The organism is Fulverythrobacter fulvus, assembly GCF_037154085.1.
Classification (GTDB): domain Bacteria; phylum Pseudomonadota; class Alphaproteobacteria; order Sphingomonadales; family Sphingomonadaceae; genus Andeanibacterium; species Andeanibacterium fulvum.
In genome coordinates, this window is the sequence record NZ_JBANRM010000002.1 from 751,110 (window position 1) to 773,732 (window position 22,623).

Here is a 22,623-nt window from a genome sequence, read left to right on the forward strand (position 1 = left end):
TTTGACTTTGTCCTAGACGCGGAAGCTTGCCGTGGCAACGGTGCTTCGCTAAGGGCAGGCAAATTTTGGCACCGCTGGGGGGCGGGGCTGTAACCAAACAATTGGAGCGTGGCCAGCTTGGGCAGCCACGCCTCGGGGAAAGGGACCGATGCTCTGATGTCGATATCCGACCTTCTTTTTGAGTTCACCGACTGGCTTCGCGGCACGTCGCTCACTGAACTCTCGCTTGCGATCAATGACTGGCCGCTCAGCCTTTCGATTCAGTCGAATTTCTGGGCGATCCCGACCATTCAGTCGCTTCACATCCTCTCGATCGGCGCATTGTTCGGCGCGGCCATGATGCTCAGCCTTCGCGCGGTTGGCGTCACGGGTATGAGCCGCACCATGGCTCAGACGACTCAGCGTTATATTCCCTGGATCTGGTGGGCTTTCGGCCTGCTGGTCTTCTCTGGGGCCTTGCTGATCATCGGTGAGCCGGTACGCGAACTGATCAACCCGATCTTCTGGATCAAGATGGTGCTGATCGTCGTCGCCGTGATTGCCACCCTGGCATTCAACGGCGCGATCAAGCGTCGCGCGGCAAACTGGGACAATGGCGGCGCCACTGGCGGCCTGCGTCTCGCAGCCATCCTGCTCCTCATCCTGTGGTGCGCGGTCATGTTCGGCGGTCGCTGGATCGCCTACGCACCGGTCTAAGGGGGAAGACTTCTCATGATTCTCGAATCCTTCTGGCAGGCCCTGCAGGCCTCCGCCGTCGGCGATTTCATCGCCACCTCCACCTGGGCGTTCCCGACGCTCGAAACCCTGCACGTGATCGCGCTGGTCACCGTGCTTGGCACCATCGTGATCGTCGATATCCGCCTGCTGGGCCTGACCTCGACCGACTATCCGGTCACTGTCATCAGCAACGATACGCTGAAGATCACCTGGATCGCCTTCATCTGTGCGGCCATCACCGGGTCATTGCTCTTCACCGCGAAGGCGCATGATTACATGATCAATCCGTACTTCATCCGGAAGATGATCCTGCTGGCACTGGCCGGGGTCAACATGGGCGTGTTCCATGTGCTGACCTGGAAGTCCGTGAAGCAGTGGGACACGGGCGGCCTGATCCCCGTCGCGGCCAAGGTCGCTGGCGTGCTCTCGCTGATCCTGTGGGTCGGCGTGGTGATGATGGGCCGTACCATCGGCTTCACGCTGGGCATCTTCTACTGATCGCCTGAAATCGCACAGGCCGGTTTCCCAAGGACCGGCCCGGCAAGAGAAAGCCGCGAATCCCAACCGGGTTTCGCGGCTTTTCTTTTGCGTGGAGAGCGGGCGGGCCATCCCGCTGCTTGAGGGGCGACGGATGAAGGCTTGCCCAAATTACTCCCCTCCGCTCGTCCTGAGCCTGTCGAAGGGCACGCGCAGCCGTTCGCCCAAGGGGCTCTCTGTGCAACTTAACAGTGGCATGTACCGATGCAGGCAGATGTCGCGCGCGTCCTTCGACAGGCTCAGGACGAACGGAGGTTGGAAGGCACATGTCTTCTTGGCGACAGGGCAGTCGCTCATTTGCTTCACCTTGCCCAAGCAAAAAGCCGCGAGACCTTGCGGTCCCGCGGCTTTTCAATTCCATCCCGGACGGGAAAGGGCGGTGCCCTTATTCCCCTTCCTTGAGGCCCAGCGGCCCTGCCACGTCGCGTTCGAACAGGCCCTCATAGAGCTTGAGCTTGGCATCCGTGGTCCAGTGGCCCTTGGCGGAGCCTTTGACCCCATCGAGCAGCATGGCTTCGGTGGAGCCGAGGTCCTTCACGGCGGGCCATTCGGGCAGGCCTGCGCCATTGGGATTGCCGGTGGCGGCGAAGTTGACCCAATATTGCGAGACCTGATCCGCGAAGGCGAGCTGCACCGGATCGTTCTTCATCAGATCGACCGAACTGCCGGCGGGATAGGTGCGCGGAGCGGCGAGGTTGTTGAAGACGTAAGGGATTTCGGCGGTGTGACCGGCGCCCAGATCCTTCTGGCCTTCGTCGTACAGCGGACGATGCGTGAACCAGTAGTGCCACGCATTCTTGCCGATGGCGGACTGGCTTTCGGCCAGCAGGCGCATGTGCCACGCCATCGCGTCGGAGAAGGGCAGGGTGGCAACCGTGGCTGCGTCGGCATCACTCGCAGCCGGATAGGCAGCCATGCCGGTTTCGGCGAGATCGCCCCAGCGCTGCTGCGCACCGGCGGCCCAGCTGTCCTTCGTCACCGGCGGGCCGAAGCCTGCCGTGAAGGAGCCTTCTTCCGCATTGGAGCCAGCCAGGATGTCGACCGGGTTCTGCTTGCCCTCGGCAATGGTGATCGAGACGTCCTGCGGAATGATCCAGCCGTCGATGATCATGCCCTGGCCGCGAATGCCGTTGAACACGTCCTTGGCGGGCAAGGCGCGCAGTTCGGCGAGGCTCTTGGCGCCAAGCTTTTCGGCCGCTTCCAGCGTGCGGGCTTCGGAAGCCTCGCGGGTGCCCATCTTGGCGATGCCAAGGCCCATCCAGGCGCCGCTTTCGGGAATGCCGCGCTCAAACGTGCCGCGTGCGGGCGGAGCGCCCACAAGGCCGCCGATCATGGCCGCGCCGGCGCTCTCGCCGAACAGGGTCACACGATCGGGATCGCCGCCGAAGGCCGCGATATTTTCCTTCACCCATTTGAACGCCGCGATCGAGTCGCCCAGCGCCTGATTGCCCGATGCCTTGTGCGGCGAGGCGGCGGTGAGCTCAGGGTGCGACATGAAGCCCAGCGAGCCCACGCGATAGTTGAAGGTGACGAGGACGACACCCTTCTTGGCCAGCTTGTCGCCTTCGCTGAAGGGCGCGTTGCCGCCGCCTTCATTATAGGCGCCGCCATAGAGCCAGATCATCACCGGCAGCTTTTCCTTGCCGGTCTTCGCGGGTGTCCAGACGTTCAGATAGAGGCAGTCCTCCGACATCTCGGGCGCATTGTTGAAATCGGTCGCCCCGTTCTTGGGGAAGCGGGTCGGCGCGGGGTTCTGGATGCAGGGCGCGCCATACTTGCTGCCGTCGCGCACGCCGCTCCACTTCGCGGGCGGTTGCGGCTGTTCCCAGCGCAGGTCGCCAACGGGCGGCGCGGCGAAGGGAATGCCCTTGAAGACAGTGATCCCGTCTTCATTGCCGGCCACGCCCTGGATCTTGCCCTGCTTGGTGCTGACGGGCTTGGCCAGCGTGGGCTGGCCGGCCTGTGCCGCTGCGGCCGAAGCCAGCAGGGCGGAGGCCACGGCGATGCGAAGCGCGGCTGCGCGGGTTTTCATCAGGCTTACTCCCCAGTTTTGCCCGCTTCTGCGTGCTGGGCACGCGAAGCGTTGATATAGTTGCGAACCTGCACATTGCCTTCGTGGCAGGCATATTCGAAAATGCCGAAGCCATCGTCGCGCTGCCAGTCCAGGCGGGCGGTCCACGGCTTGGTGAACACCACCGGATCGTCCAGCGTCACTTCATAGACGATGGCGTCCTTGCCGGTCATGGTGAAGCGCTCGGTGATCTTGGCCTTCTCGCTGATCGGCGTGTTGTTGGTCGGCGGTGAGCCCGTGGTGCCGATATTGGTGGCAGACGGCCCCGGCTTGAGGTTGGTGGTTTCCACCACCAGCGTGTTGCCGTTTTCCCAATGACCGCGGCTTTCGCCCAGCCAGTTCTGGATCTGCGAGGGGATGGGCTTGCGCCCGTCCGTGTAGATCATGCGGGTTTCGTGGACCATTTCCATCTGCAGGGCGACAAGGCCCGGCGCCTGGAAGATCCGCATGCCGTTATTGTACATGAAGGGGAACATCGAAGCCGGCAGGCCGCGCGTGATGCAGCGGTCCCAGCTGTCGAAATCCGTTACCCATTCGAAGGGCTGGTTCGGCACCCAGGTAGACCGCATGGCGTCCGAACGGCGCTTGCCCTCTTCCGTATAGGCGGGCAGGCGGCCGCTGGGCGGATCGATGATCCAGCTGGTGCGACGGTTGGCGGAGGCGACTTCGGCCCAGTGGCCGATACCCATCGTGCCGCTGGCTTCTTCGTTCTCATAGCGCTTGGACAGGGCCTGCACGGCCTCGTCCCGCTCGGCGAATTCCTGATCGGTCAGGAACACGCGGTTCCCGTATTTCGGATCGCGCTCCAGCGGAGTGCGGCCGTTCAGGTGGTCGATCGGCCAGCCACCGCGCAGATCGGGCTCGCCCCACGAGGTGGTGGCGGGCTTGTAGTCGCGCGGCACGGGCGGAACGACAGTCAGGTCTTCCCCTTCGGCAGAGGCGGGGACAGACATGACCCCCGCCGCGACAAGCGCGACGGGGGCCAGAATGATGCCGAATTTTGCAGAACGCATCATGCTTACTCTGCGGAGGCCTCGTCAGCCTTCTGGGCTGCGTCAGTGCCACGCGTTGCGCGCGATGCGTTGATGTAGTTGCGGACCTGCACGTTGCCTTCGTGGCAGGCATATTCGAAGAACGCGTAATCGTCGTTACGGGTCCAGTCCATGCGGGCGGTCCACGGCTTGGTCCACACCTTCGGATCCGAATAGGTCAGTTCGTAGATGATGTGATCCTGTGCCGTCATCGTCAGGCGTTCCACGACCTTGGCTTCCTCGCTGGTCGGGATGACGTTGTTCGGCGGCACGCCCATGGTCGCCATGTTCAGCGGCGAGGCACCGGGCTGGATATTGGTGGTTTCGATCACCAGGGTGTTGCCTTCCCAGTGGCCGATGCTGTCGCCCATCCATTCCTTCACGCGGCTGTCGTTGTGCGACTTCTTGCCGATCGGAATGATGCGCGCATCGTGGATCATCTCGAGGCTGATGATGACATAGCCCGGAGCCTGATGGATGCGGATGCCGTTATTGTAACGGAAGGGGAACATGGAGGCAGGGAAGCCGCGGGTGACGCAGCGGTCCCAGCTGTCGAAGTCCGTTACCCAGTCATAGGTCTGGCCAGCGACCCAGCTGGAACGGCCGATCTTGATCATGTTCTTGGCGTAATCGGTGAATTCCGGCAGCTGGCCGTTGACCGGATCGATCAGCAGCGAGGTGCGGCGGCCCGAAGCGTCGGATTCCACCCAGTGGCCCATGCCCATCTTGCCGGATTCTTCTTCGGCCTTGTAGGCTTCGGTCGAACGGTTGGCCTGTTCCTGGCGCTGGGCGAATTCCTCGTCCGTCAGCCAGAAGCGATTGCCGTATTGCGGCATGCGGCTGAAGAAGATGCTGGCGATATTGTCGATCGGCCAGGTGCCGCGCAGGTCGGGATCGCCCCAAGCGGTCTTGGCCGGCTGGTAGTCGGTCGGAACCGGCGGCATGGTGGTGAGGTCCGCAGGCACGGGCTGTGCCTGTGCGGCGCTGAAACCGGCCAGCGCGACCACGGCCAGCGAGGCGGAAGCCATCGCGGCGCGGATCTTGGAAACTTTACTGCTCATTGGCACCCTCCTGTTTCTCTGCGCGTTCGGCCCGCGACGAGCTGATATAGCCGCGGACCTGCACATTGCCCTCGTGGCAGGCATATTCGAAGAACTGATAATCGTCATTGCGCCGCCAATCGAGCCTTGCGCTCCAGGGGGCAGTGAAGATCGTGGGATCGTTCCAGGTCACGTCGTAAACGATCGTGTCCGGCCCGGTCATGGTGAAACGCTCCGTCATCTTGGCTTCGGTGCTCACCGGCGTGTCGTTCTCGGGCGGAGCGCCCCAGGTGCCGACATTGGTGGCCGAAGGCCCGGGCGTGAAGTTCGTGGTTTCGACGACCAGCGTGTTGCCGTCTTCCCAATGGCCGCGGCTCTCGCCCATCCAGTTGCCGATCTTGGGCGAGATGGAGGGGCGGCCGTCAGTGTAGACGATGCGCGTTTCGTGCACCATTTCCAGCTGGATCGCCACCAGGCCGGGGGCCTGCCACAGGCGGATGCCGTTATTGTAATTGATGGTGAACATCGAGGCAGGCAGGCCGCGCGTGATGCAGCGGTCCCAGCTGTCGAAATCCGTCACCCAGTCGAAGCTCTGGCCCTGGCGATAGCTGGAGCGCATCAGCTTGGAGCGGCGCTCGCCCTCGGCGGTCTTCGCGGGAAGGCGACCGTTGGCGGGGTCGATCAGGAAGGAGGTGCGGCGATTGGCCGTACCCACTTCCATCCATGCGCCCATGCCCAGCGTGTTGGTCTGGATTTCCTTGTCGTAACCGCCCGCCATCGCCGTCATGCGCGCGTTGCGCTGGGCGAATTCCTCATCGGTCAGATAATAGCGGTTGCCCTGTTCGGGCGTGCGCTGGAACGGCGTGGCGTTGAGATGGTCGATCGGCCAGCTGCCGCGCAGGTCGGGATCGCCCCACGGCGTCGTCTTCGGCTTGAAGTCCTTGGGGACTGCCGGGATGGTGACGAGATCCTGCTCCTCGGCGACGGCGGATGCCGTGGCGCCGAGGGCGGCCATGACGGCCGCCGAAGCAAGGACAAGGCTGCGAAGGCGCATCAGTTGCTCCCGCCCGCAGGGGCCTGCGGCAGGGCGAAGGCCATATACTGGCTCTCGCCCGGAGGGGTCTGGCCCAGCTGCGGGGCGAACAGACCGTCACCGCCCACGGCGATCACCAGATACTGGCGGCCATCGGCTTCATAGACGGCCGGTACGCCTTCCGAGGCGGCCGGGAGTTCGAATTCCCACAGGACCTTGCCGTTTTCGGCGTCGCGCGCGCGGATCTTGCGATCCGACGAGGTGCCGACGAAAACGATGCCGCCCGCAGTGGCCACCGGGCCGCCGCGCGGGGCGGTGCTGCCGGTGTTCTTGATGTTCATCTTCACCAGCTCGGTCACTTCGCCATTGGGAAGTTCCCAGATCTTCTTGCCGCTGTTCATGTCATAGGCGGTGATCAGCGACCACGGCGGATTGATCGCCGGCAGGCCGTTGGACTGCAGCATGAAGTTCACGCCCGACTTGTAGGGCTGCACATCGCCGCCGCCATTGGGCATGGCTGCCAGCGCTTCGGGCCGCTTGTCGAGGTTCAGCTTGTCGAAGGTCGGCATCTGCTTGGAGACGACGAAGAAACGGTTGTTCTTCGGGTCGACCGCAGAGCTGCCCCAGTTCGCGCCGCCATTGTGGCCGGGTGCGGAAATGGAGCCGATCACGCTGGGCGGGGTGTAGAGACCTTCGTTGCGCGCCGTCTTGAACAGTTCGCGCAGCTTCACCTTGTCCTCTTCCGGAATGTACGGATTGATGTCCGCCTCGGTGAAGGACTGGCGCGCGAAGGGTTCGGGCCAGGTGGGGAAGGGCTGGGTCGGCCAGGCCTTTTCGCCCGGCACATCCGATGCGGGAACAGGGCGTTCCTCGATCGGCCAGATCGGTTCGCCGGTCAGGCGATTGAAAGTGAAGATCAGGCCCATCTTGGTGGCCAGGATCACCGCCGGGATGTCCTTGCCGTCCTTCTTGATGGTCAGCAGCTTCGGCGCCTGTGGATTGTCGAAATCCCACAGATCGTGATGGATGACCTGATAGTGCCAGATGCGCTTGCCCGTCTGCGCATCGAGCGCGACGATCGAGTTGGCGAACAGGTTCTGCCCTTCGCGGTTGCCGCCGTAGAAGTCATAGCGGGCAGTGCCGGTGGGGATGTAGATGATACCGGTTTCCGGATCGACGGTGGATTCCGACCAGTTGTGGACGCCGCCGAACTTCTCGTGGTCCTTCTCGGGCCAGGTCTCGTAACCGAACTCGCCCTTTTGCGGTACGGTGTGGAACTTCCACTTCAGCTTGCCGGTACGCACGTCATAGGCGTGGATGTCTGCCGGGGCGGACGCATAGTCATAGGCGCCGGCGGGCAGGGACATGATGATCGTATCCTTGTAGATACGGCCCGGATTATCGGTCTGCAGCGGGCGCAACTGGCTGATGTCGACATCCAGCCCCTTGCGCAGGTCCACGCCGCCCTGTTCGCCGAACGTGGCGACCGGATCGCCATTTTCGGCCGAGACCGCGGTCAGCATCCCGTCCATCATGAAGAACAGGCGGCGGTCCTTGCCGTCCTTGCTCTCCCAGTAATTCATGCCGCGGCCGGCCACGCGGCCGCTATATTTGCGCTTCCACAGCTCCTTGCCCGAAGCCGGATCAAGCGCGGCCAGCGCATTGTCGGGCGTGAGGATGTAGAGCTTGCCGTGCACGATCACGGGATTGAAGTGCGGAGGCTGGCCTTCGCCGGTCTTGTAGGTCCAGGCGAGCTTGAGCTGCGAGACGTTGGCCTTGTTGACCTGGTCCAGCGACGAATATTGCGACGATTCGCTGCCGCCGAGATAGGAATCCCAGCCGGCGAGATCGAAAGTCGCGCCCGGAACCTTGGCCGGTGCGGCCGGCGTCTTCGCCTGCACGGCGCTGGCCGAAACGAGGCCGAGCGCTGCTGCGGCGAGGCAATATGCCACGCGGCGGCGACGCGAGCGAACTTCACGATGCTGGTGCACTAGGCCAAACACTCCCGACTCCCCTTGCCTATATCTCTACGGCCGTTCCCGTAGGCACGGGCCGGCGCGAAAAGCCTATACGAGATCGCGCGACGGCAACAAGGCGGAAAATACCGTTTCGTTGACAAAATCCGGAAGGTGCGGCGCAACGCATTTGCGCCTTTCCGGTTCCCCGCACCTCGCGAATTTTGGTGGCACCGTGTCAGTGCGGAGACGGGGCGGGGCGCCTGTGCCCGCCGGTGTCGGGAAGAGCGGGGATTCGATCATTCCGGCGCATGCTTCCGCCGCCAGGGTGACATTGTCCATCGATTGGTTCTGCCGGTGCCGGTCGTGAAGGGTGCCGTAGGGGGCGAAATGGTTGCCCTCCATTTTCCTCGCGGCGTATACATCCTGCTTCCCGACTCCGGTTGGGATTGGCGCCCTTAACCGGCTGCGCTTTCGCCTTCGGCCGCGGGGGCCTCGCTCTGCGGATAGGCCTGGTGGCAGGCGGTGCACACGTTGTAGACCGTGCCGCCCACCTCAAACACCTTGTCGCCGCTCTTTTCCGCTGCGGCCTGTTCGGCCAGCTTGCTCACGTCGATCATGCCCTGCGACAGGCGCATCCAGCCTTCGCCGCGATCCTTGGAATATTGCGGTTCCATCAGCTTCTTGCCGAGTTCGCCCAGTTTCTTCGCGGCATCCTGGGTTTTCTTCCAGCCCTCATCCGTGGTCGGGGTCAGGTCCTTCGTGCCGTTCTCGTCGGTGATCGCGCCGGCGGAGTTCCAGAAGATTTCGGCGGTCGGCTGGACTTCATCCTTCATCAGATCGCGCACCGAAGCCATTTCGGGTTCATTGGCGCCGCAGCCCGCCAGCAGCGCCAGCCCGGCCAGCGCTACGATAGATTTCTTGATCATGTTCTTCTCCCGGGATTCGGCGCTCTACCTGTCGTGTCTCTTGCGGCTCAAGCTTGCATTATCCTGACAAATTGCCGATTCTGCCGTTAAGCGTCGGTCAATGTCATCTGCCCGATTGATGATTTTGTCCGGCTTTGCTTGACACGCAATTCAGTTGGAATAGTGGGGCACATCCGCTCGGAGGGCGGCTTTCTGCACCTGCGCAATAGATTGGGATCGGTAGAAATGGGTGACAAAGTTTCGAATCGCAAGCTCGCCGGAATGGGCCTGGCTTCGCTTGCGCTGGCTGTTGCGGCAATCTCCGGCAGCATGATGCAGGCCGGGCAGGCCAAGGCCAATGATGAAGCGACCGCCGTGGCCGAAAAGGGCCGCCAGCTTTTCAACGACTGGTCGTGCGGCAGCTGTCACGAGCTGAAGGATGCGGGCGGCACGGGCCATGTCGGGCCCAAGCTTGACGGTACCAAGCTGACCAAGGAATTCGTGCTCGGCCGCGTGACCAACGGGCAGGGCGCCATGCCCAGCTTCGGCGGCATGCTGACCGACGAGGAAATCGACCAGCTGGCGACCTACATCTCGGCTGAATCGAACAAGTAAGCTGCTGCGGGCGAGTGCTTCGGCGCTGCCCCGTCAGCACCAGACTGAAAAGCCCCGCCAGTGGCGGGGCTTTTTGCATGTCAGTTCCGGCCTTGCGCGGTCCGCGAATTGGGGCCGACCTGGGCATAGTAATTCGTCACCCCGTCCGGATCGTTGAGCCAGACAGTGATGAGATCGAAGCCGTTGAGCTTGTTCAGCGGCGTTTCCACCGCGATGCCCCGCGCCTGCGCCTTGGCATTGGCCATGGGTGAATCCTTCACGACATACTGGATGCCCGCGCTGCCGTTATCCTGCGGCAGATTGTCGCCCGCGTGATAGAGATACAGCGTCGTCTCCCCGTTGCGATAGGGATAGAGCGTCAGGCCCAGCAGCTTGTCCGTAACCGGCGCAAGTTCGTCCAGCCCTACGAATTCGCGATAGAAGGCGCGGCTCTTCTCCAGATCGGAGACGCTGATGCCCACGCCTACGCCATCGTTGGAGCTATCCTTCGCGCCGGGGCGGATGACGATCTGGATCGGGAAGCCGCCCGGATCGGTAACCAGTGCGGCCTGTGTCCCGTTGCCCTGATCGACAAAGGTGGGAGCGGCAAGCCCGGCCGCCTTGAACCGTTCGGTCACGGCCTGCTTGTCAGGATAGCTCAGCGCGAAATAGCGGATGCCGGTGCCGCCCTTCACCCCGCCTTCGAGATTGTATTTCCGATTGCCCTGTTGCCCGGCGGATAGCTTGATCTGCGCCTTGCCCACGCCGGTCAGGATCATCTGCTGAGTGGACGTGAGCTGGATCGGACTAAGCGAGCGCAGCGCCAGCGCCTCGACATAGAACTTCACCATCTCCGGCGTCTTGCCGTTCGGGAAGCGGCGGAACACGTTCATCGCGTCCATCGCCATCAGATCGCGGGTGGAACTCATCAGCTGTTCCTGCGTCAACTCGCCCGGCTTGTAGGCCAGATCCGGATTGACGTTCATCAGTGCGCCTTCGGGCGTAGTAACGGTTCCGGGCGTCGAGCCGGGTGCCGGGCCGTTCTGGGCCGATGCGGCACAGCCTGCGATGGCGAACATGCCTGCCGCAAGGGCGAAGGCGGACTTCCTGATCATTCTTGCCTCTCCACTTAATCCTGCCACCGTCCGGCGCTCACTTCTTGCCCTGTTGGGGGAGCGCGAAGACGACGAGTGCTTCATTATTGGCCGGGCGACCTTCCGGCGTCCGTGCTGCCGGGGCCAGGCTCGATCCGCTGGCCATCACGGCCACATATTGCCGGCCGTCTTTGCCCTTGTAAGTGATGGGAACGGTAAGCGGCGCGTAATCGAGCTGCTGCTCCCAAAGGATCTCGCCATTGGCGGCATCGAAGGCGCGAAAATAGCGGTCGGACGTGGCGCCGATGAACACCAGCCCGCCCGCAGTGGCGATCGGCCCGCCGGAACCGTTATTGGCGCCGGTATCCTGCTTTTCCTTGGGCAGGTCTTCGGTGATGCCCAGCTTGCTGGCCCACAGGATGTCGCCCGTATTGCCGTCCACTGCCAGCAGGCGGCCCCATGGCGGCTTGAAGCAGGGCAGAGTGACCTTGCGGCCATCCGCATTGGTGAAGGCGGCCATGAAGCCGGAATAGGCGCCGGGCCCGGTCAGGCTGCCCCGATCGTAAGGCTGGGAGGAAGTGGTGGTGCCCCGGCCATAATCGCCCTTGGGATCGCGCTTCTCGATCCAGCCGATCGAGCCGCCTTCGCTGGTGTTGATATAGACGATCCCCTTGTGCGGATCGGCCGCGCTGCCGCCCCAGACCGAGCCGCCATTATGCGGCATGTTGATCGAAGCGCGCGGGGGATCGCCTTCCTCATGCAGGAAGAAGGGCGTGAAGGGGCCGGAATTGAAGAAAGTGCCGCCATAGGAATCGAGCAGCTTGTGGCAGGCCGCCACATGCTCGGCATTGGTGTCGGCTTCCGTCACCACATCGTCGGGCGTCCAACGCACGCGGTTCAGCGGCTCGGGCTTCACCGGGATCGGCTGAGTAGGCGAATACCATTCGCCCGGCACATTGGCGGCGGCCACGAAATGTTCGTTCACGCCGTGGATCGGCTCGCCCGTCTCGCGGTTCAATATATACATCAGGCCCGGCTTGCCGGTTTCTGCCAGCGCCGGAATGGTCTTGCCGTCCTTCACTACGTCGAACAGCACGGGCGGGGCGGGCAGGTCCCAGTCCCACAGATCGTGGTGGATCGTCTGGAAGTGCCAGCGATATTTGCCGGTATCGAGGTCCACCGCGACCAGCGAATTGCCGAACAGGTTCGCCCCCGGCCGGTCGCCCCCGTAATAGTTCGGGCTGGGGCCGCCGATGGTCATGTAAAGCAGGTTCGTCTTCGGATCGTAAGTGGTGTACCACACCCACATATTGGTGCCGGACCGTTCCTTCCAGCCATCGTCCAGCCAGGTCTCGTGGCCGACTTCGCCCGGCTGCGGCACGGTATGGAACTGCCACAATTTCTTGCCGGTGCGCGCGTCATAGGCGCGGCTGTCGCCCGCCGGTCCCTTGGAATCCTCGGCCGTGTTCGCGCCGATCACCAGCACGTTCTTGTAGACCGAAGGGGGATAGGAATAGGGCGTGCCGTCAATGGCCGATTTGCCGCCCTCGCCATAGGATGTGTCGACCTCGCCGGTCTTCGCCGACAGGGCCCAGATCGCATCGCCGCTGGAATAGAAGATACGCGGCTTGATCTTGCCTTCGCCCGGCCAGTAGCTGACCGCACGGCGCACCAGCCCGCCTTCGGCCTTGTGGCGCCAGATTTCCTTGCCGCTATCGGCTTCCAGCGCGACCACGGCATCGCCCAGCGGCATGTAGAGGACATTGTCGATCACAATGGGCACGCTGCCGCCCAGCAGCCCGGCACCGCCCTGCGGGCGCAGGCGGAAAGACCACACCTGCTGCAGATCCTTCACATTGCCGGTATTGATCTGGTCCAGCGGCGAGAAGCGCGTGCCGCCCATGTCGCGGGCATAACGTGGCCAGTCGGCCGGCCTGGTCAGATCCTCGCCCGACATCGCCGGCGAGCCGATGGCAAGGCAGGCGGCGCCCAGCGCCAGTGCAATCCGAATCCGCATTTTCGTGCCTCTCCCCAGGGCAAGTCTTTCCAGACAGACGGCCGCGCGGGCCATCGGTTCCGGGCCATGTCTAGAGGCACGATAGGTGAAAAGTAAACATATAGAATGCTAACTTTTGTGCAGGCATCGCAACCCGCACTCAAGCAGCAGGAAAGGTGGCCGGGGCGGTCGCCCGTGCGATTAATGCGCCAGAAGCAGCGGCAGCCTGGCCTTCTGCAACATGCCCCGCGTCACTCCGCCCAGGATGTTCTCGCGCAGGCGCGAATGGCCGTAAGCGCCCATTACCAGCATGCCTGCCTTGCGGGCCTCGGCCGCTTCCAGCACGGCATCGGTCACAGGGCCGGAGCCGGGATGGAGCTCGACCAGCTCGCAGGTCACGCCGTGGCGGGCGAGATAGGTGGCGGCCTCCGTCGAGGGCAGATCGTAATCGCCTTCGGGCAGGACGGCATTGAGCAGACAGACCGACTGGGCATGGCGCAGCAGCGGCAGCGCCCCGCGAATCGCGGCGCAGGATTCGGGCGATCCGTTCCAGGCAATGGCCACCGGGGCATCGCAATCGATCCCACGGCAAGCGTCGGGCACCACCAGCACGGGCGCGCGGCTGCGCACCAGCACTTCGGCGGCGGTCGGCGGCGCATCGATCCGGGGCAGCCATTCCCCGGAAGGGGCGCTGACCACCACCAGATCGGACAGCCAGCTATGGTCCACGATCATGCGGGAAGGATCGCCGGTCTCGCTGATCCAGTCCCAGCTGACGCCTTCGTTCTTCAGGCGGGTTTCGAAGGCCTTCTTCTCGGCCTCCTCCGCCTCGCGCACGATGGAGATGGTTTCGGACAGCATGTGGCCCACGCCATAGGGATCGAGCGCGGCGAAGGCTTCCACCTGGGCGACCTGCAGGCAGCTGAGATGCCCCTTGAAATGGCGCACGATGTCCAGCGCTACCTGGAAGCGGGCTTCCTGCCCGGTGTCGCGATTGATCTGTACGAGTACCGATTTCATGCCTGCCACCCTCCCGAATTGCCGCAGCGTTCCGGCCGTAGGAACACCTCTCCAGAATTCTACAATAGCGAGCCGCGATGACAAAGGAATGATCCAGCGCAAAAGAAGGCCTGCGTATCCATTTCAGACCAGGGGATCGATCTGCATCTCTCGTCGCCCTGAACCTGTCTGTGCAAGCACGGCTTCGCTTCCAGGGTCTATTCCGTTCGCTCAGACTGCCACCGGGCGGCGTGGACAAATTCGGGCCTGAATGAGCGTTTGATATCTGGGGGTGCAGCCTGCGGCCTAAATGACCGAACGTTTTGGGAAGCGGAAGGGCAGCATTCGGGAGAGCTTGTGACAAAAGTCGACATCAATCCCGGCTGAATCGCTCGACTAGTTCTTTGTATTTCTCCGCCTGCTTTTCACACGCCTGATCGACAGCTTGTTGTGAGCCGGTGGGGCCACGCTGCCCTTTACCGAGCAGCGCTGCTTGATGCGGGACCCATTGATATCGCTTTCCGTCTTTGCCGATGAAGAGATCTTGATGGCTTTCGAATTGTTCGATGGGCATTCGAAAGCGCACATCTCTTGGGTTGATTTCCCGGTTCTCCCCTCCGAACTTGACGAAGGCTGGTCTTACTGCGCCCTCGACATGAGGAATATTTGCTTCAAGCCAAGCAAACACTTCGAGCGGGAACGCTCCCATTCCAATTATAATCTTCGAAAGATTCTTGAGTTCGACAAGACTGGATAGAGGTTGCGATGTTTTTGGCGACCTCACATTCATCAAGCGTAGATATTCGAGACTTTTCATGGAACCGAGAAAATCGAATTCCTCGACAGGCTGCGCCCAATCCATAGTTCCATCGATACTCAGATATGCCAGGCTCTGCGAATTTCTGAGTCCTGAAAAATCGGAAACTCGCCGTAAGTTCTCAAGATGCAAAGCCCTCAAACTAGAGAGTTCCCCGAGGGGCGAAACATCATCGAAGCCAGATACATATTCTAGAATTATCTCCTCTAGGTTCTGGAGGCGGGCCAAAAATTCAAGATTTTTTGGCCTTGCGTGAGTAATGCGTAGCCGCTTCAAACGCCAAAGTTGCGAAGAAAATTGAAGCTGCTCATTGCTAGGAGAATGAAGCGTCAGTTCTTCTAGGTTAGGAAACGTACTGATCAGTTCCCAATTGCTATCTTTGCCGCTTATGGTCGCAATTGAAATAAGATTTTGCCCACTGTTCCATTCCGTCATGTGAAATGCATGGCGCTCGGCGTTCGGCACAAATTTCCAGTGCCCACCACTTCGATCTAGCATGTCACCGAAATGATGCTTCATGTTCTCGTCAACTCAAGGCGTTCACGGCATGTCTAGCCAATCGGTCGGTTTTGGGAAGCGCCTGTAAGCCTCTCGATGACCGACTTGTTGTCGTGTCCGGAACGGCAGCATTGACAGGTTTGAGGTGGAAAGCAGTTCAAAACCCTCTCCCGCTGGCGGGAGAGGGTTACGAAGGCTTGGCCGGAACCGGCCTAGCCGGAGTTGGGTGAGGGTTTCCGGTCTGACAGACGCGCGGGCACCCTCATCCAAGCTACGCTAGCTCCTGCGGAGCAAGCTGCGCTATCCTTCTCCCGCTGGCGGGAGAAGGATTAACGTCCGCAACGTTGTCTGTCCGGAAAGGCGGGTTTCGGCGCTCTGGTTGTGGAAAGCGGACACTCACCTTTCAGGCTCAGAATGTGAGAGGTCATCTTCGAAGATATGGCTTGCTGGCACATTGAATGGCGCCCAAGCTGAGTGCGCCTATGCAATCCCAAACCAGTCCAAAGCAAACAGGATCGCTGGAATTCCAATCCCCCAAATCATAAATCCGGCTAGAATTCCACCAAATGCATCCTTGCCCTTTTGCTTATACCCCTTCGCCAAAAGAGACAGCGCCAGAGGAATGGATAAAATCAGAATGGGGCCAATTGCGGCAAAGCCAATCCAAGCTGAGTGACTTAACGATATTCCGGATCGGCTATTTTCCTCACTTTGCAGTGCTTCATGATTGCTTCGGACATCCGACAGGACTTCAGAATCGACTTCTCTGGCTATTATTTCCCTACGTGCTGCCTCTATGACATCCAGCTCAAATCCATCCTCTGGTCTAGACTCCGCAATGGCGACCAAATTTTCCAGACGTTCTCTCGACATGCGCATTTCCAGTTCATCACCCATCGTCATCCCCCGTCACCTCAGCATTTCTTGCTACATTCACTCGCTAATTCGATTAGATCAATGTCCGCAATGTTGTCGTGTCCGGAACGGCAGCATTCGGCAAGAATTGGATGGGAGGCGGAAATCGTTACACTCGTCATGCTGAACTTGTTTCAGCATCCATCCTCATGGGCGCGGTTCGATCCGGAGAAATAGATCCTGGAAGCGAAGCTGTGCTTGCACAAACAAGTTCAGGATGACGATGGTGCATGCCTCTGCAAAGGCGCGCTATCCGGAATGGCGGCTTCTTGGTCGAAATTCTGAAAAGCGGTTATGGAAGCTTACACTAGAATTTGTCCACGCCGCCTGATCAGGGGGATGGATGCCGAAGCGAGTTCGGCATTACAAAAACGGCCTGCGAACAGTGCGTAATCGATAGGATCGCATAAAGAAGGGGGCGGATGTCGCCACCCGCCCCGATCGGCATGTTCCTTTCAGGAGAGGTCACATCTTGAGCTTGAGCCCCACGGTGAAGCGGCTGCCCAGAAGGTCGAACATGCTGGCATTGGTCTGCACAGCATAGCCGCCCAGGCTGACCGGGAAGGCGCCGGTGGTCGGCGGGTCCTTGTCGAGCAGGTTGGTTGCCGAGACGAAGGCCTGGATCTCGCTTCCGCCGACTTCGAAATCGTAGCTCAGCCGCGCATCGAGATAGAAGATCGCGGGCACGGAATTGTCCGCGATATTAGTACCCTCCACTGCGTCGGCACCGCCGATCAGATAGGTGCGGACGCCCGATCCGATCAGGCGGCCCTGCAGGAACCCCGTGAGGGGGCCATTGCGGTAAGTGACATTGCCGGTCGCCTTGAACTTGGGGAACAGGCCCGCCGTCGCCGTGTCGGGGGCAAGGCCGGTGATCCCGTCGAACTGAGTGACCGTGCCGGTCGCACCCGTGTCGCTGCGATCCAGCAGCCAGGCGGCAAAGATGCGCGCGGAGATGGATTCGTCCCCGCCGAACAGCTTGAGGTCGCTGCGATAGCCGATCTCGGCGTCGATGCCCTCCACCTTCGACTGGGCTACGTTTACATACTGGTCGCCCACATTGGTGGGCACATCGTTCACCAGCGTTACCAGATCGCAGAACTGCGCCTCGTTATCGACCAGGCAGCGGCGCAGCACTTCGTTGAGGCCGACGCGGCCGATCGCATCCTTGATCTTCACCTGATACCAGTCGACCGAGGCGGAGAAGCCCGGCAGGAATTTGGGCTGGAACACGATTCCGGCGGTCAGCGTATCGGCCTTCTCGGGCTTGATGTTGGGGTTGCCGCCGCTGAAGGTGGTGATGGAGATCGATTCCTGCGCGGGCGTGCGCGGATCGTCCACGCTGGCGGCGCCGCCGGTCTTGTCGAAGCGTTCGGAAAGATTGCCCGCGCGCACGTCGCGCGAATAGGTGCCGCGCAGGCGGAACGAGTCCGAGAAGGAGAGGTCGAGGCCCACCTTATAGGCCCAGATGTCCCCCGCGCCGGAGTAGTTGGCCCAGCGCCCCGCCGCGTTGATGACGGCAGAATCCATCCACGGCTGGTCGCTCACCAGCGGGAACAGCAGTTCGCCGAAGGCTTCCTTGACCTTGGTCGCGCCCTGGATGTTGGAGACCTTGGAGAACTGGAAGCCCACCGCATTGTTCGCACAATCGCCCGCCGGCACCCCGCGCAGGCCCAGCGCCGCGCTGTCGCACTTCACTACGGTGTAGGGCTTGGTGTCGAAGTCGGACGTGCGGTTGGTGGTATCCTGCACGACCTGATGGATCGATTCCTCGCGATAGGAAGCACCCAGCGCGAGCGAGACGGGGCCGGCCCAATTTTCAAACAATGCGCCACGTGCAGAAACTTCGGCAAAATGCTGCTCGAAAGTCGTAATGTTCCGCTTCGGCGCAACGGAGTCATAGGACAGCGTTTCGCCCGTATAGCCGAGATTGGCGAAATAGAGCGGCGTATCGACATGCACGCCGACATCGTTGCCCAACACATAGTCGACCGCCTCTGCCGAGGCGTTACCGCGGCCGAACAGGTTGAGCGGCTTGCAGCCCGGGAAAGCAGCGGCGCCTTCGGGATCGAGCGAGACGCGGCAGACGATGTTGCCTGACCCGTCGTCCACTGCGTCGAGCGCGGCATAGATACGGTCGAGCCGGATCGTATATTGGTCCCACACGCGGCGCGAATGGCCGTATTGGTAGAAGCCTTCGACTTTCCACCCGCCAAGGAAGCCGTCGCCGTCGATCTCGGCCTCGAAGCCCGCCGTGCCGACATTCTGCGTCACCCGGTCTTCCCAGTAAGACTGCCCGACATCCTCGATGCTGCCCACACGCCGCAGGTTGAACGACGCGATGTTGTTGTCGTTCATGATGTCGCGGATGTTGTCCGGCAGGAACGCATTGTCCTTGAAGATCGTGATCGTGCCCTGAGGATTGCCGAGGAAATAACCGCGCGGGAAGCTGTGCTGCCACTGGCGGTTATAGCCTCGAACATATTGGGCGAAGACCTTGAAATTGTCGCTCAGCTCGTAATCGCCATAGGCGAAGATCGAATAGCGGTCCGTATCGGGATAGAGCGTGTTGACCTCGCCGCCGCCGATATCGTCGCCGCTGCCACCCACGCTGCGCGCGCCGCTGGTGCCGACTGCCCCGGTCGAGATCGATCCGGGCACGAAGGGCGACGTGGTGCCATTGGCGTTGAACTGCAGGCCGTTGAGCAGCGGGTTGGCGGATGAGATGATGCCGTCGAAGCTGCCATGCATGGATCGGACATTGGCATAGTCTGTCCACACGCCGTTGATCTGCAGCGCGCCGGTCGCATTGTACCAGTCGCGGCCTTCATAGGAGTGGACGCCTTCGGTCTTGGCATAGGACCCGGAGATCAGCAGATGGCCCCGGTCTCCCAGATTGGTGCCCCAGGCCAGCTTGCCTTCATAATTCTCGTTATCCCCGCGCGAGGTCATGCCGCCCTGCAGGTCCAGCTGGACCCCGGTGAAATCGGTATCGAGCAGGAAGTTGGTCACGCCGGCCACGGCATCGGTGCCATAAGCGGCCGAAGCGCCGCCGGTGACCGTTTCGATCCCCTTGATCATCGCTTCGGGAAAGACGTTGATGTCCACCCCGCCAAAGGCGCTGGAGGAGGGGAAACGACGGCCATTGAGCAGGGTCAGTGTGCGGTTGACGCCAAGGCCGCGCAGATTGAGCGTCCCGGTGCCGGAGCGGGTGAAGAATGCCGCGTTGCCCGGTGTCTGGTTGGCATAGAATTGCGGTAGCTGACTGACCGAGGCGATCAGCGAGCTGGGGTCCATCGCCTCCAGTTCCTCCGCCTGCACGGCGGTGACTGGCACAGGTGTTTCCATCCCGCTGGTGACCAGGCGAGAGCCCGTCACCACGATGGTGGCCTGTTCTTCGCTTGCGGGATCGTCCTGCGCATGGGCGGCAGTGGCCGCCAGGCTCAGTGCCGCCGCGCTCGCGCCGCAGGCAAACATGCCGCGCAAGGTCATGCGGGCAGCAAAATGCATCTTCCGGTTCACTGGAATTACCTCCCCAATCCTGTTGGCCGGTGCATCCCGCGCCCCGGCTCCAATCCCCTTCGCCCTCTCAGGCGGCGAGCCGGCTACGATGGTTCGAAGCCTCACTCGCTAATATGAATATGAATACATATTCATAAAACGTCAATCGGAGCGATGAGGGAAGTCGCGAAGGGAGCTAACCGGGCTTGCGGGCTCCCAAGTGAGGGCTGGCGCCGCACAGGAAAACGCGCGCGGAACCGGGGCTCCGCGCGCGTCGGCGTTGTCAGTGAGTCGGGAGGCGATCAGCCGGGGGAAGGGGCAGTTATGGCGAACCCTGTGTAGCCTTCTGCGGCGACTGCATCGCATTTCTCGCGATAGGCGCCCACGCCGCCGACATAGGGCATGAACACTTCGCGCCCGTCGCGCGTCCGGCCCTTGTACCAGCTGTCGGCACGGGGGAAGAGCGTCATGTTCGCCACTTCGTCGGCATGGGTCATCCAGGCCTGTTCGGCATCTGGATCGGCCTCGATGGTCGCTGCGCCCCGTTCACGCAGATCTTCGAGGCAGCGGGCGATCCATTCCACATGCTGCTCGATGGAAACAACCACGTTGGACAGCACCGAAGGGCTTCCCGGCCCGGTGACGGTGAACAGGTTGGGGAAGCCCGCGACGGCAAGCCCCAGATAGCAGCGCGGCCCCAGTTCCCATTCGTCGCGCAAGCTCACGCCGCCGCGCCCGTGAATGTCGATCGCCTTGATCGCGCCCACGCAGGCATCGAAGCCGGTGGCGAAGACGATCACATCCGCCGGATAATGCGCACCGCTTTTCGTCACGATGGCATCGGCGGTGATTTCGGACACCGGGTCCTCGCGCACATCCACCAGCGTGACGTTGTCCTGCGCCATGGTTTCGTAAAAGCCGATCTCGGAGCACATGCGGCGGGAGCCGAGCGGATATTGGGGGCTCATCTTGCGGGTTTTCGCAGGGTCCTTCACGATCCCGGCGATCTTGTCGTTGATGAAGCGGGCGGCGTAGGAATTGCTCTCCTCGTCGAACAGCAGATCCTCATAGGCCATCAGCATGCCGGTCGTGCCTGCGCCCCATTGCTGCTCGAACCGTGCCGAGCGGGCATCCTCGCTCTGGGCTTTGGCGGCGCCGGGATGGGGCGCGCCGAAGAAGCCCAGCGGGGAATTGCGCGCGGCCTCACGGTCTTGTCGCAAGGTGGCCTGGGCGGCGGAGAATTCCTCGTCGGACAGGTCGCGATTATTGGCCGGCACGGCATAGTTCGGCGTGCGCTGGAATACGGTGAGCTGCGAGGCGACCCTGGCCAGCTGCGGTATCGCCTGAATGCCGGACGAGCCAGTGCCGAAGATCGCGATCCGCTTGCCTTCTAGCTCGACTGTATCGTCCCACGTCGCCGTATGGAGGATGCGTCCCCTGAAACTCTCGATCCCCGGCAGGTCAGGCGTCTTCGGGGCCGAAAGCGCGCCCGTGCCCAGAACTACGAACCGGGCGGTGACGGTGTCGCCCATATCGGTTTCGACCGTCCAGTTCGCTTGCGTCTCGTTCCAGCGGGCGGAAATGACGCGTGTGTCGAAGGTGATGTCTCGCTTCAGGTCGAAACGGTCCGCCACATGTTCTAGATATGCGAGAATTTCGGGCTGCGCGGCATAGCGCTCGCTCCAGCGCCACTCCTTTTCCAGTTCGGGCGAGAAGGAATAGGAATATTCGATGCTGGGAATGTCGCAGCGCGCGCCCGGATAGCGGTTCCAGTACCATGTGCCGCCGACGCTGGAGCCGGCCTCCACCACATGGGAGGAAAAGCCGGCCTCACGTAGCTTCAACTGCATGTAGAGGCCGGTGAACCCCGCCCCCACAACCAGCACGTCGAGTGTCGAAGGGACGGGATTGCGGCTCATCAGGCCCTCCCGAGCGACTGGCGCATGAAGGCGCCGGCGTCCTCTATGGCCAGTTTCCCGGCCTCGAGCATGAAGTGGAATGCCAGGAAGACATGCGGCAGGTTGGGCCATACATCCAGCCGCACGGCCGTGCCGCTGGTGGCGGCATTGGCGGCGAGGCGGATCGAATCCTCCAGCAGGATCTCGGCCGAGCCGACCTGTATCAACAGCGGCGGGAGTCCGTGCAGGCTCGAAAAGACCGGGGAGGCATAGGGGTTACGCCCATCATTGCCCGCCATATAGGCGATGGCGGCAGTGAGCAGGCCTTCGGCCGTCAGCGACGGGTCCGCCTTGGCGTTGGTCTCGTAAGTCGAACCGTCGCACAGCAGGTTGGCCCAGGGCGAGATCGGGATCGCGGCGGCGGGAAGCGGATCGCCAGCTTCGCGCAGACCAAGCAGCACGGACATGACCAGCCCTCCGCCCGCGCTGTCGCCTGCCAGCACGATCCTATCCGGCGCGATGCCCTGTTCCAGCAAGGCGCGATAGGCATTGATGCAATCGTCGAGCGCGGCCGGGAAGGGGTGTTCGGGGGCCAGGCGATAATCGATCGACCACAGGGTCAGCCCGCCGGCCCGCGCCAACTCGCCCGCCAGCGCGCGATAGCCATGGGCGCTGCCCGCCACGAAGGCGCCGCCGTGAATATAGACCAGCACCGCCTCCGGGTCCGCACCGGGATAGGTGCCGTGCAGGGCCGGAATGCCGCCCAGTTCGCCGGGCGTGAACACGAGGTCCTCCGCCACTGGCACCATGGCCAGCGTTTCTTCGAAATCGGCTCGTGCCTTTGCCGGATCATCGGCGAAATTCGGGCCGCCCTGACGCAGGCCTTCGATAAGCGCTACGAGCGCGGGTTCTTCCCCACGGCGTGGATTCACAAGTCTCTCCCAAGCAATCGGCCGCGTGAAGCGCGGTCCGTTATCGAGTCGGGAGAGTAACGGCGCGAGTGATGCGCGCAAACGAAA

At 62.1% G+C, this 22,623-nt stretch carries 17 protein-coding genes; 3 read left to right on the top strand and 14 right to left on the bottom strand.

The features are described 5' to 3' along the window. The first annotated feature begins 156 nt into the window (after positions 1-156). Together WFP36_RS09530 and WFP36_RS09535 are read left to right on the top strand one after the other, a co-directional pair. Entirely contained in the window at positions 157-696 is a 540-nt protein-coding gene (locus WFP36_RS09530) for a hypothetical protein (RefSeq protein ID WP_336979976.1), read from the top strand. A gap of 15 nt (positions 697-711) precedes the next feature. Continuing rightward, positions 712-1,215, top strand: coding sequence for a DUF6644 family protein (locus WFP36_RS09535; protein WP_336979978.1), 504 nt, complete (start codon positions 712-714; stop codon positions 1,213-1,215). A gap of 424 nt (positions 1,216-1,639) precedes the next feature. Here WFP36_RS09535 and WFP36_RS09540 read toward each other — a convergent pair whose 3' ends face one another. The 6 genes from WFP36_RS09540 to WFP36_RS09565 form a co-directional block, all read right to left on the bottom strand. After that, entirely contained in the window at positions 1,640-3,286 is a 1,647-nt protein-coding gene (locus WFP36_RS09540) for a carboxylesterase/lipase family protein (protein WP_336979980.1), read from the bottom strand. Between the two features lie 5 nt (positions 3,287-3,291). Continuing rightward, entirely contained in the window at positions 3,292-4,338 is a 1,047-nt protein-coding gene (locus tag WFP36_RS09545; protein WP_336979982.1) for a hypothetical protein, read from the bottom strand. Between the two features lie 5 nt (positions 4,339-4,343). Continuing rightward, the gene (locus tag WFP36_RS09550; RefSeq protein WP_336979984.1) at positions 4,344-5,417 is read right to left on the bottom strand and encodes a hypothetical protein; all 1,074 of its coding nucleotides are present in this window, start codon (positions 5,415-5,417) and stop codon (positions 4,344-4,346) included. Further along, positions 5,407-6,450 (bottom strand): hypothetical protein, encoded by a 1,044-nt coding sequence (locus WFP36_RS09555; protein WP_336979986.1) that lies wholly within the window; start codon positions 6,448-6,450, stop codon positions 5,407-5,409. Before WFP36_RS09555 ends, WFP36_RS09550 begins: the two co-directional genes overlap by 11 nt. After that, the gene (locus WFP36_RS09560) at positions 6,450-8,381 is read right to left on the bottom strand and encodes a pyrroloquinoline quinone-dependent dehydrogenase (protein WP_336979988.1); all 1,932 of its coding nucleotides are present in this window, start codon (positions 8,379-8,381) and stop codon (positions 6,450-6,452) included. Before WFP36_RS09560 ends, WFP36_RS09555 begins: the two co-directional genes overlap by 1 nt. A 461-nt stretch (positions 8,382-8,842) precedes the next feature. Beyond that, the gene (locus WFP36_RS09565) at positions 8,843-9,313 is read right to left on the bottom strand and encodes a hypothetical protein (RefSeq protein WP_336979990.1); all 471 of its coding nucleotides are present in this window, start codon (positions 9,311-9,313) and stop codon (positions 8,843-8,845) included. Between the two features lie 225 nt (positions 9,314-9,538). Here WFP36_RS09565 and WFP36_RS09570 point away from each other — a divergent pair, with 225 nt between their 5' ends. After that, on the top strand, positions 9,539-9,907 hold the full coding sequence (locus tag WFP36_RS09570; protein WP_336979993.1) for a c-type cytochrome: 369 nt from the start codon (positions 9,539-9,541) through the stop codon (positions 9,905-9,907). 80 nt (positions 9,908-9,987) lie between these two features. On the opposite strand, the gene WFP36_RS09575 is transcribed toward WFP36_RS09570, so the two are convergent. The 8 genes from WFP36_RS09575 to WFP36_RS09610 all read right to left on the bottom strand — a co-directional run bounded on the left by WFP36_RS09575 (position 9,988) and on the right by WFP36_RS09610 (position 22,536). Beyond that, entirely contained in the window at positions 9,988-11,001 is a 1,014-nt protein-coding gene (locus WFP36_RS09575) for a VOC family protein (RefSeq protein WP_336979995.1), read from the bottom strand. Between the two features lie 37 nt (positions 11,002-11,038). After that, the gene (locus tag WFP36_RS09580; protein ID WP_336979997.1) at positions 11,039-12,997 is read right to left on the bottom strand and encodes an outer membrane protein assembly factor BamB family protein; all 1,959 of its coding nucleotides are present in this window, start codon (positions 12,995-12,997) and stop codon (positions 11,039-11,041) included. Positions 12,998-13,177: 180 nt separating this feature from the next. After that, positions 13,178-13,996 (bottom strand): universal stress protein, encoded by an 819-nt coding sequence (locus WFP36_RS09585; protein ID WP_336979998.1) that lies wholly within the window; start codon positions 13,994-13,996, stop codon positions 13,178-13,180. Positions 13,997-14,348: 352 nt separating this feature from the next. Further along, on the bottom strand, positions 14,349-15,311 hold the full coding sequence (locus tag WFP36_RS09590) for a leucine-rich repeat domain-containing protein (RefSeq protein ID WP_336979999.1): 963 nt from the start codon (positions 15,309-15,311) through the stop codon (positions 14,349-14,351). A 459-nt stretch (positions 15,312-15,770) separates the two neighbouring features. Further along, positions 15,771-16,187 (bottom strand): hypothetical protein, encoded by a 417-nt coding sequence (locus tag WFP36_RS09595; protein WP_336980001.1) that lies wholly within the window; start codon positions 16,185-16,187, stop codon positions 15,771-15,773. A gap of 483 nt (positions 16,188-16,670) precedes the next feature. Next, positions 16,671-19,727 carry a TonB-dependent receptor domain-containing protein gene (locus tag WFP36_RS09600; protein ID WP_336980003.1) on the bottom strand — a complete coding sequence of 1,019 codons (3,057 nt, stop codon included), beginning with the start codon at positions 19,725-19,727 and terminating at the stop codon, positions 16,671-16,673. Between the two features lie 281 nt (positions 19,728-20,008). Beyond that, on the bottom strand, positions 20,009-21,625 hold the full coding sequence (locus WFP36_RS09605; RefSeq protein ID WP_336980005.1) for a flavin-containing monooxygenase: 1,617 nt from the start codon (positions 21,623-21,625) through the stop codon (positions 20,009-20,011). Beyond that, positions 21,625-22,536 (bottom strand): alpha/beta hydrolase, encoded by a 912-nt coding sequence (locus WFP36_RS09610; protein WP_336980007.1) that lies wholly within the window; start codon positions 22,534-22,536, stop codon positions 21,625-21,627. Before WFP36_RS09610 ends, WFP36_RS09605 begins: the two co-directional genes overlap by 1 nt. Positions 22,537-22,623 lie beyond the last annotated feature (87 nt).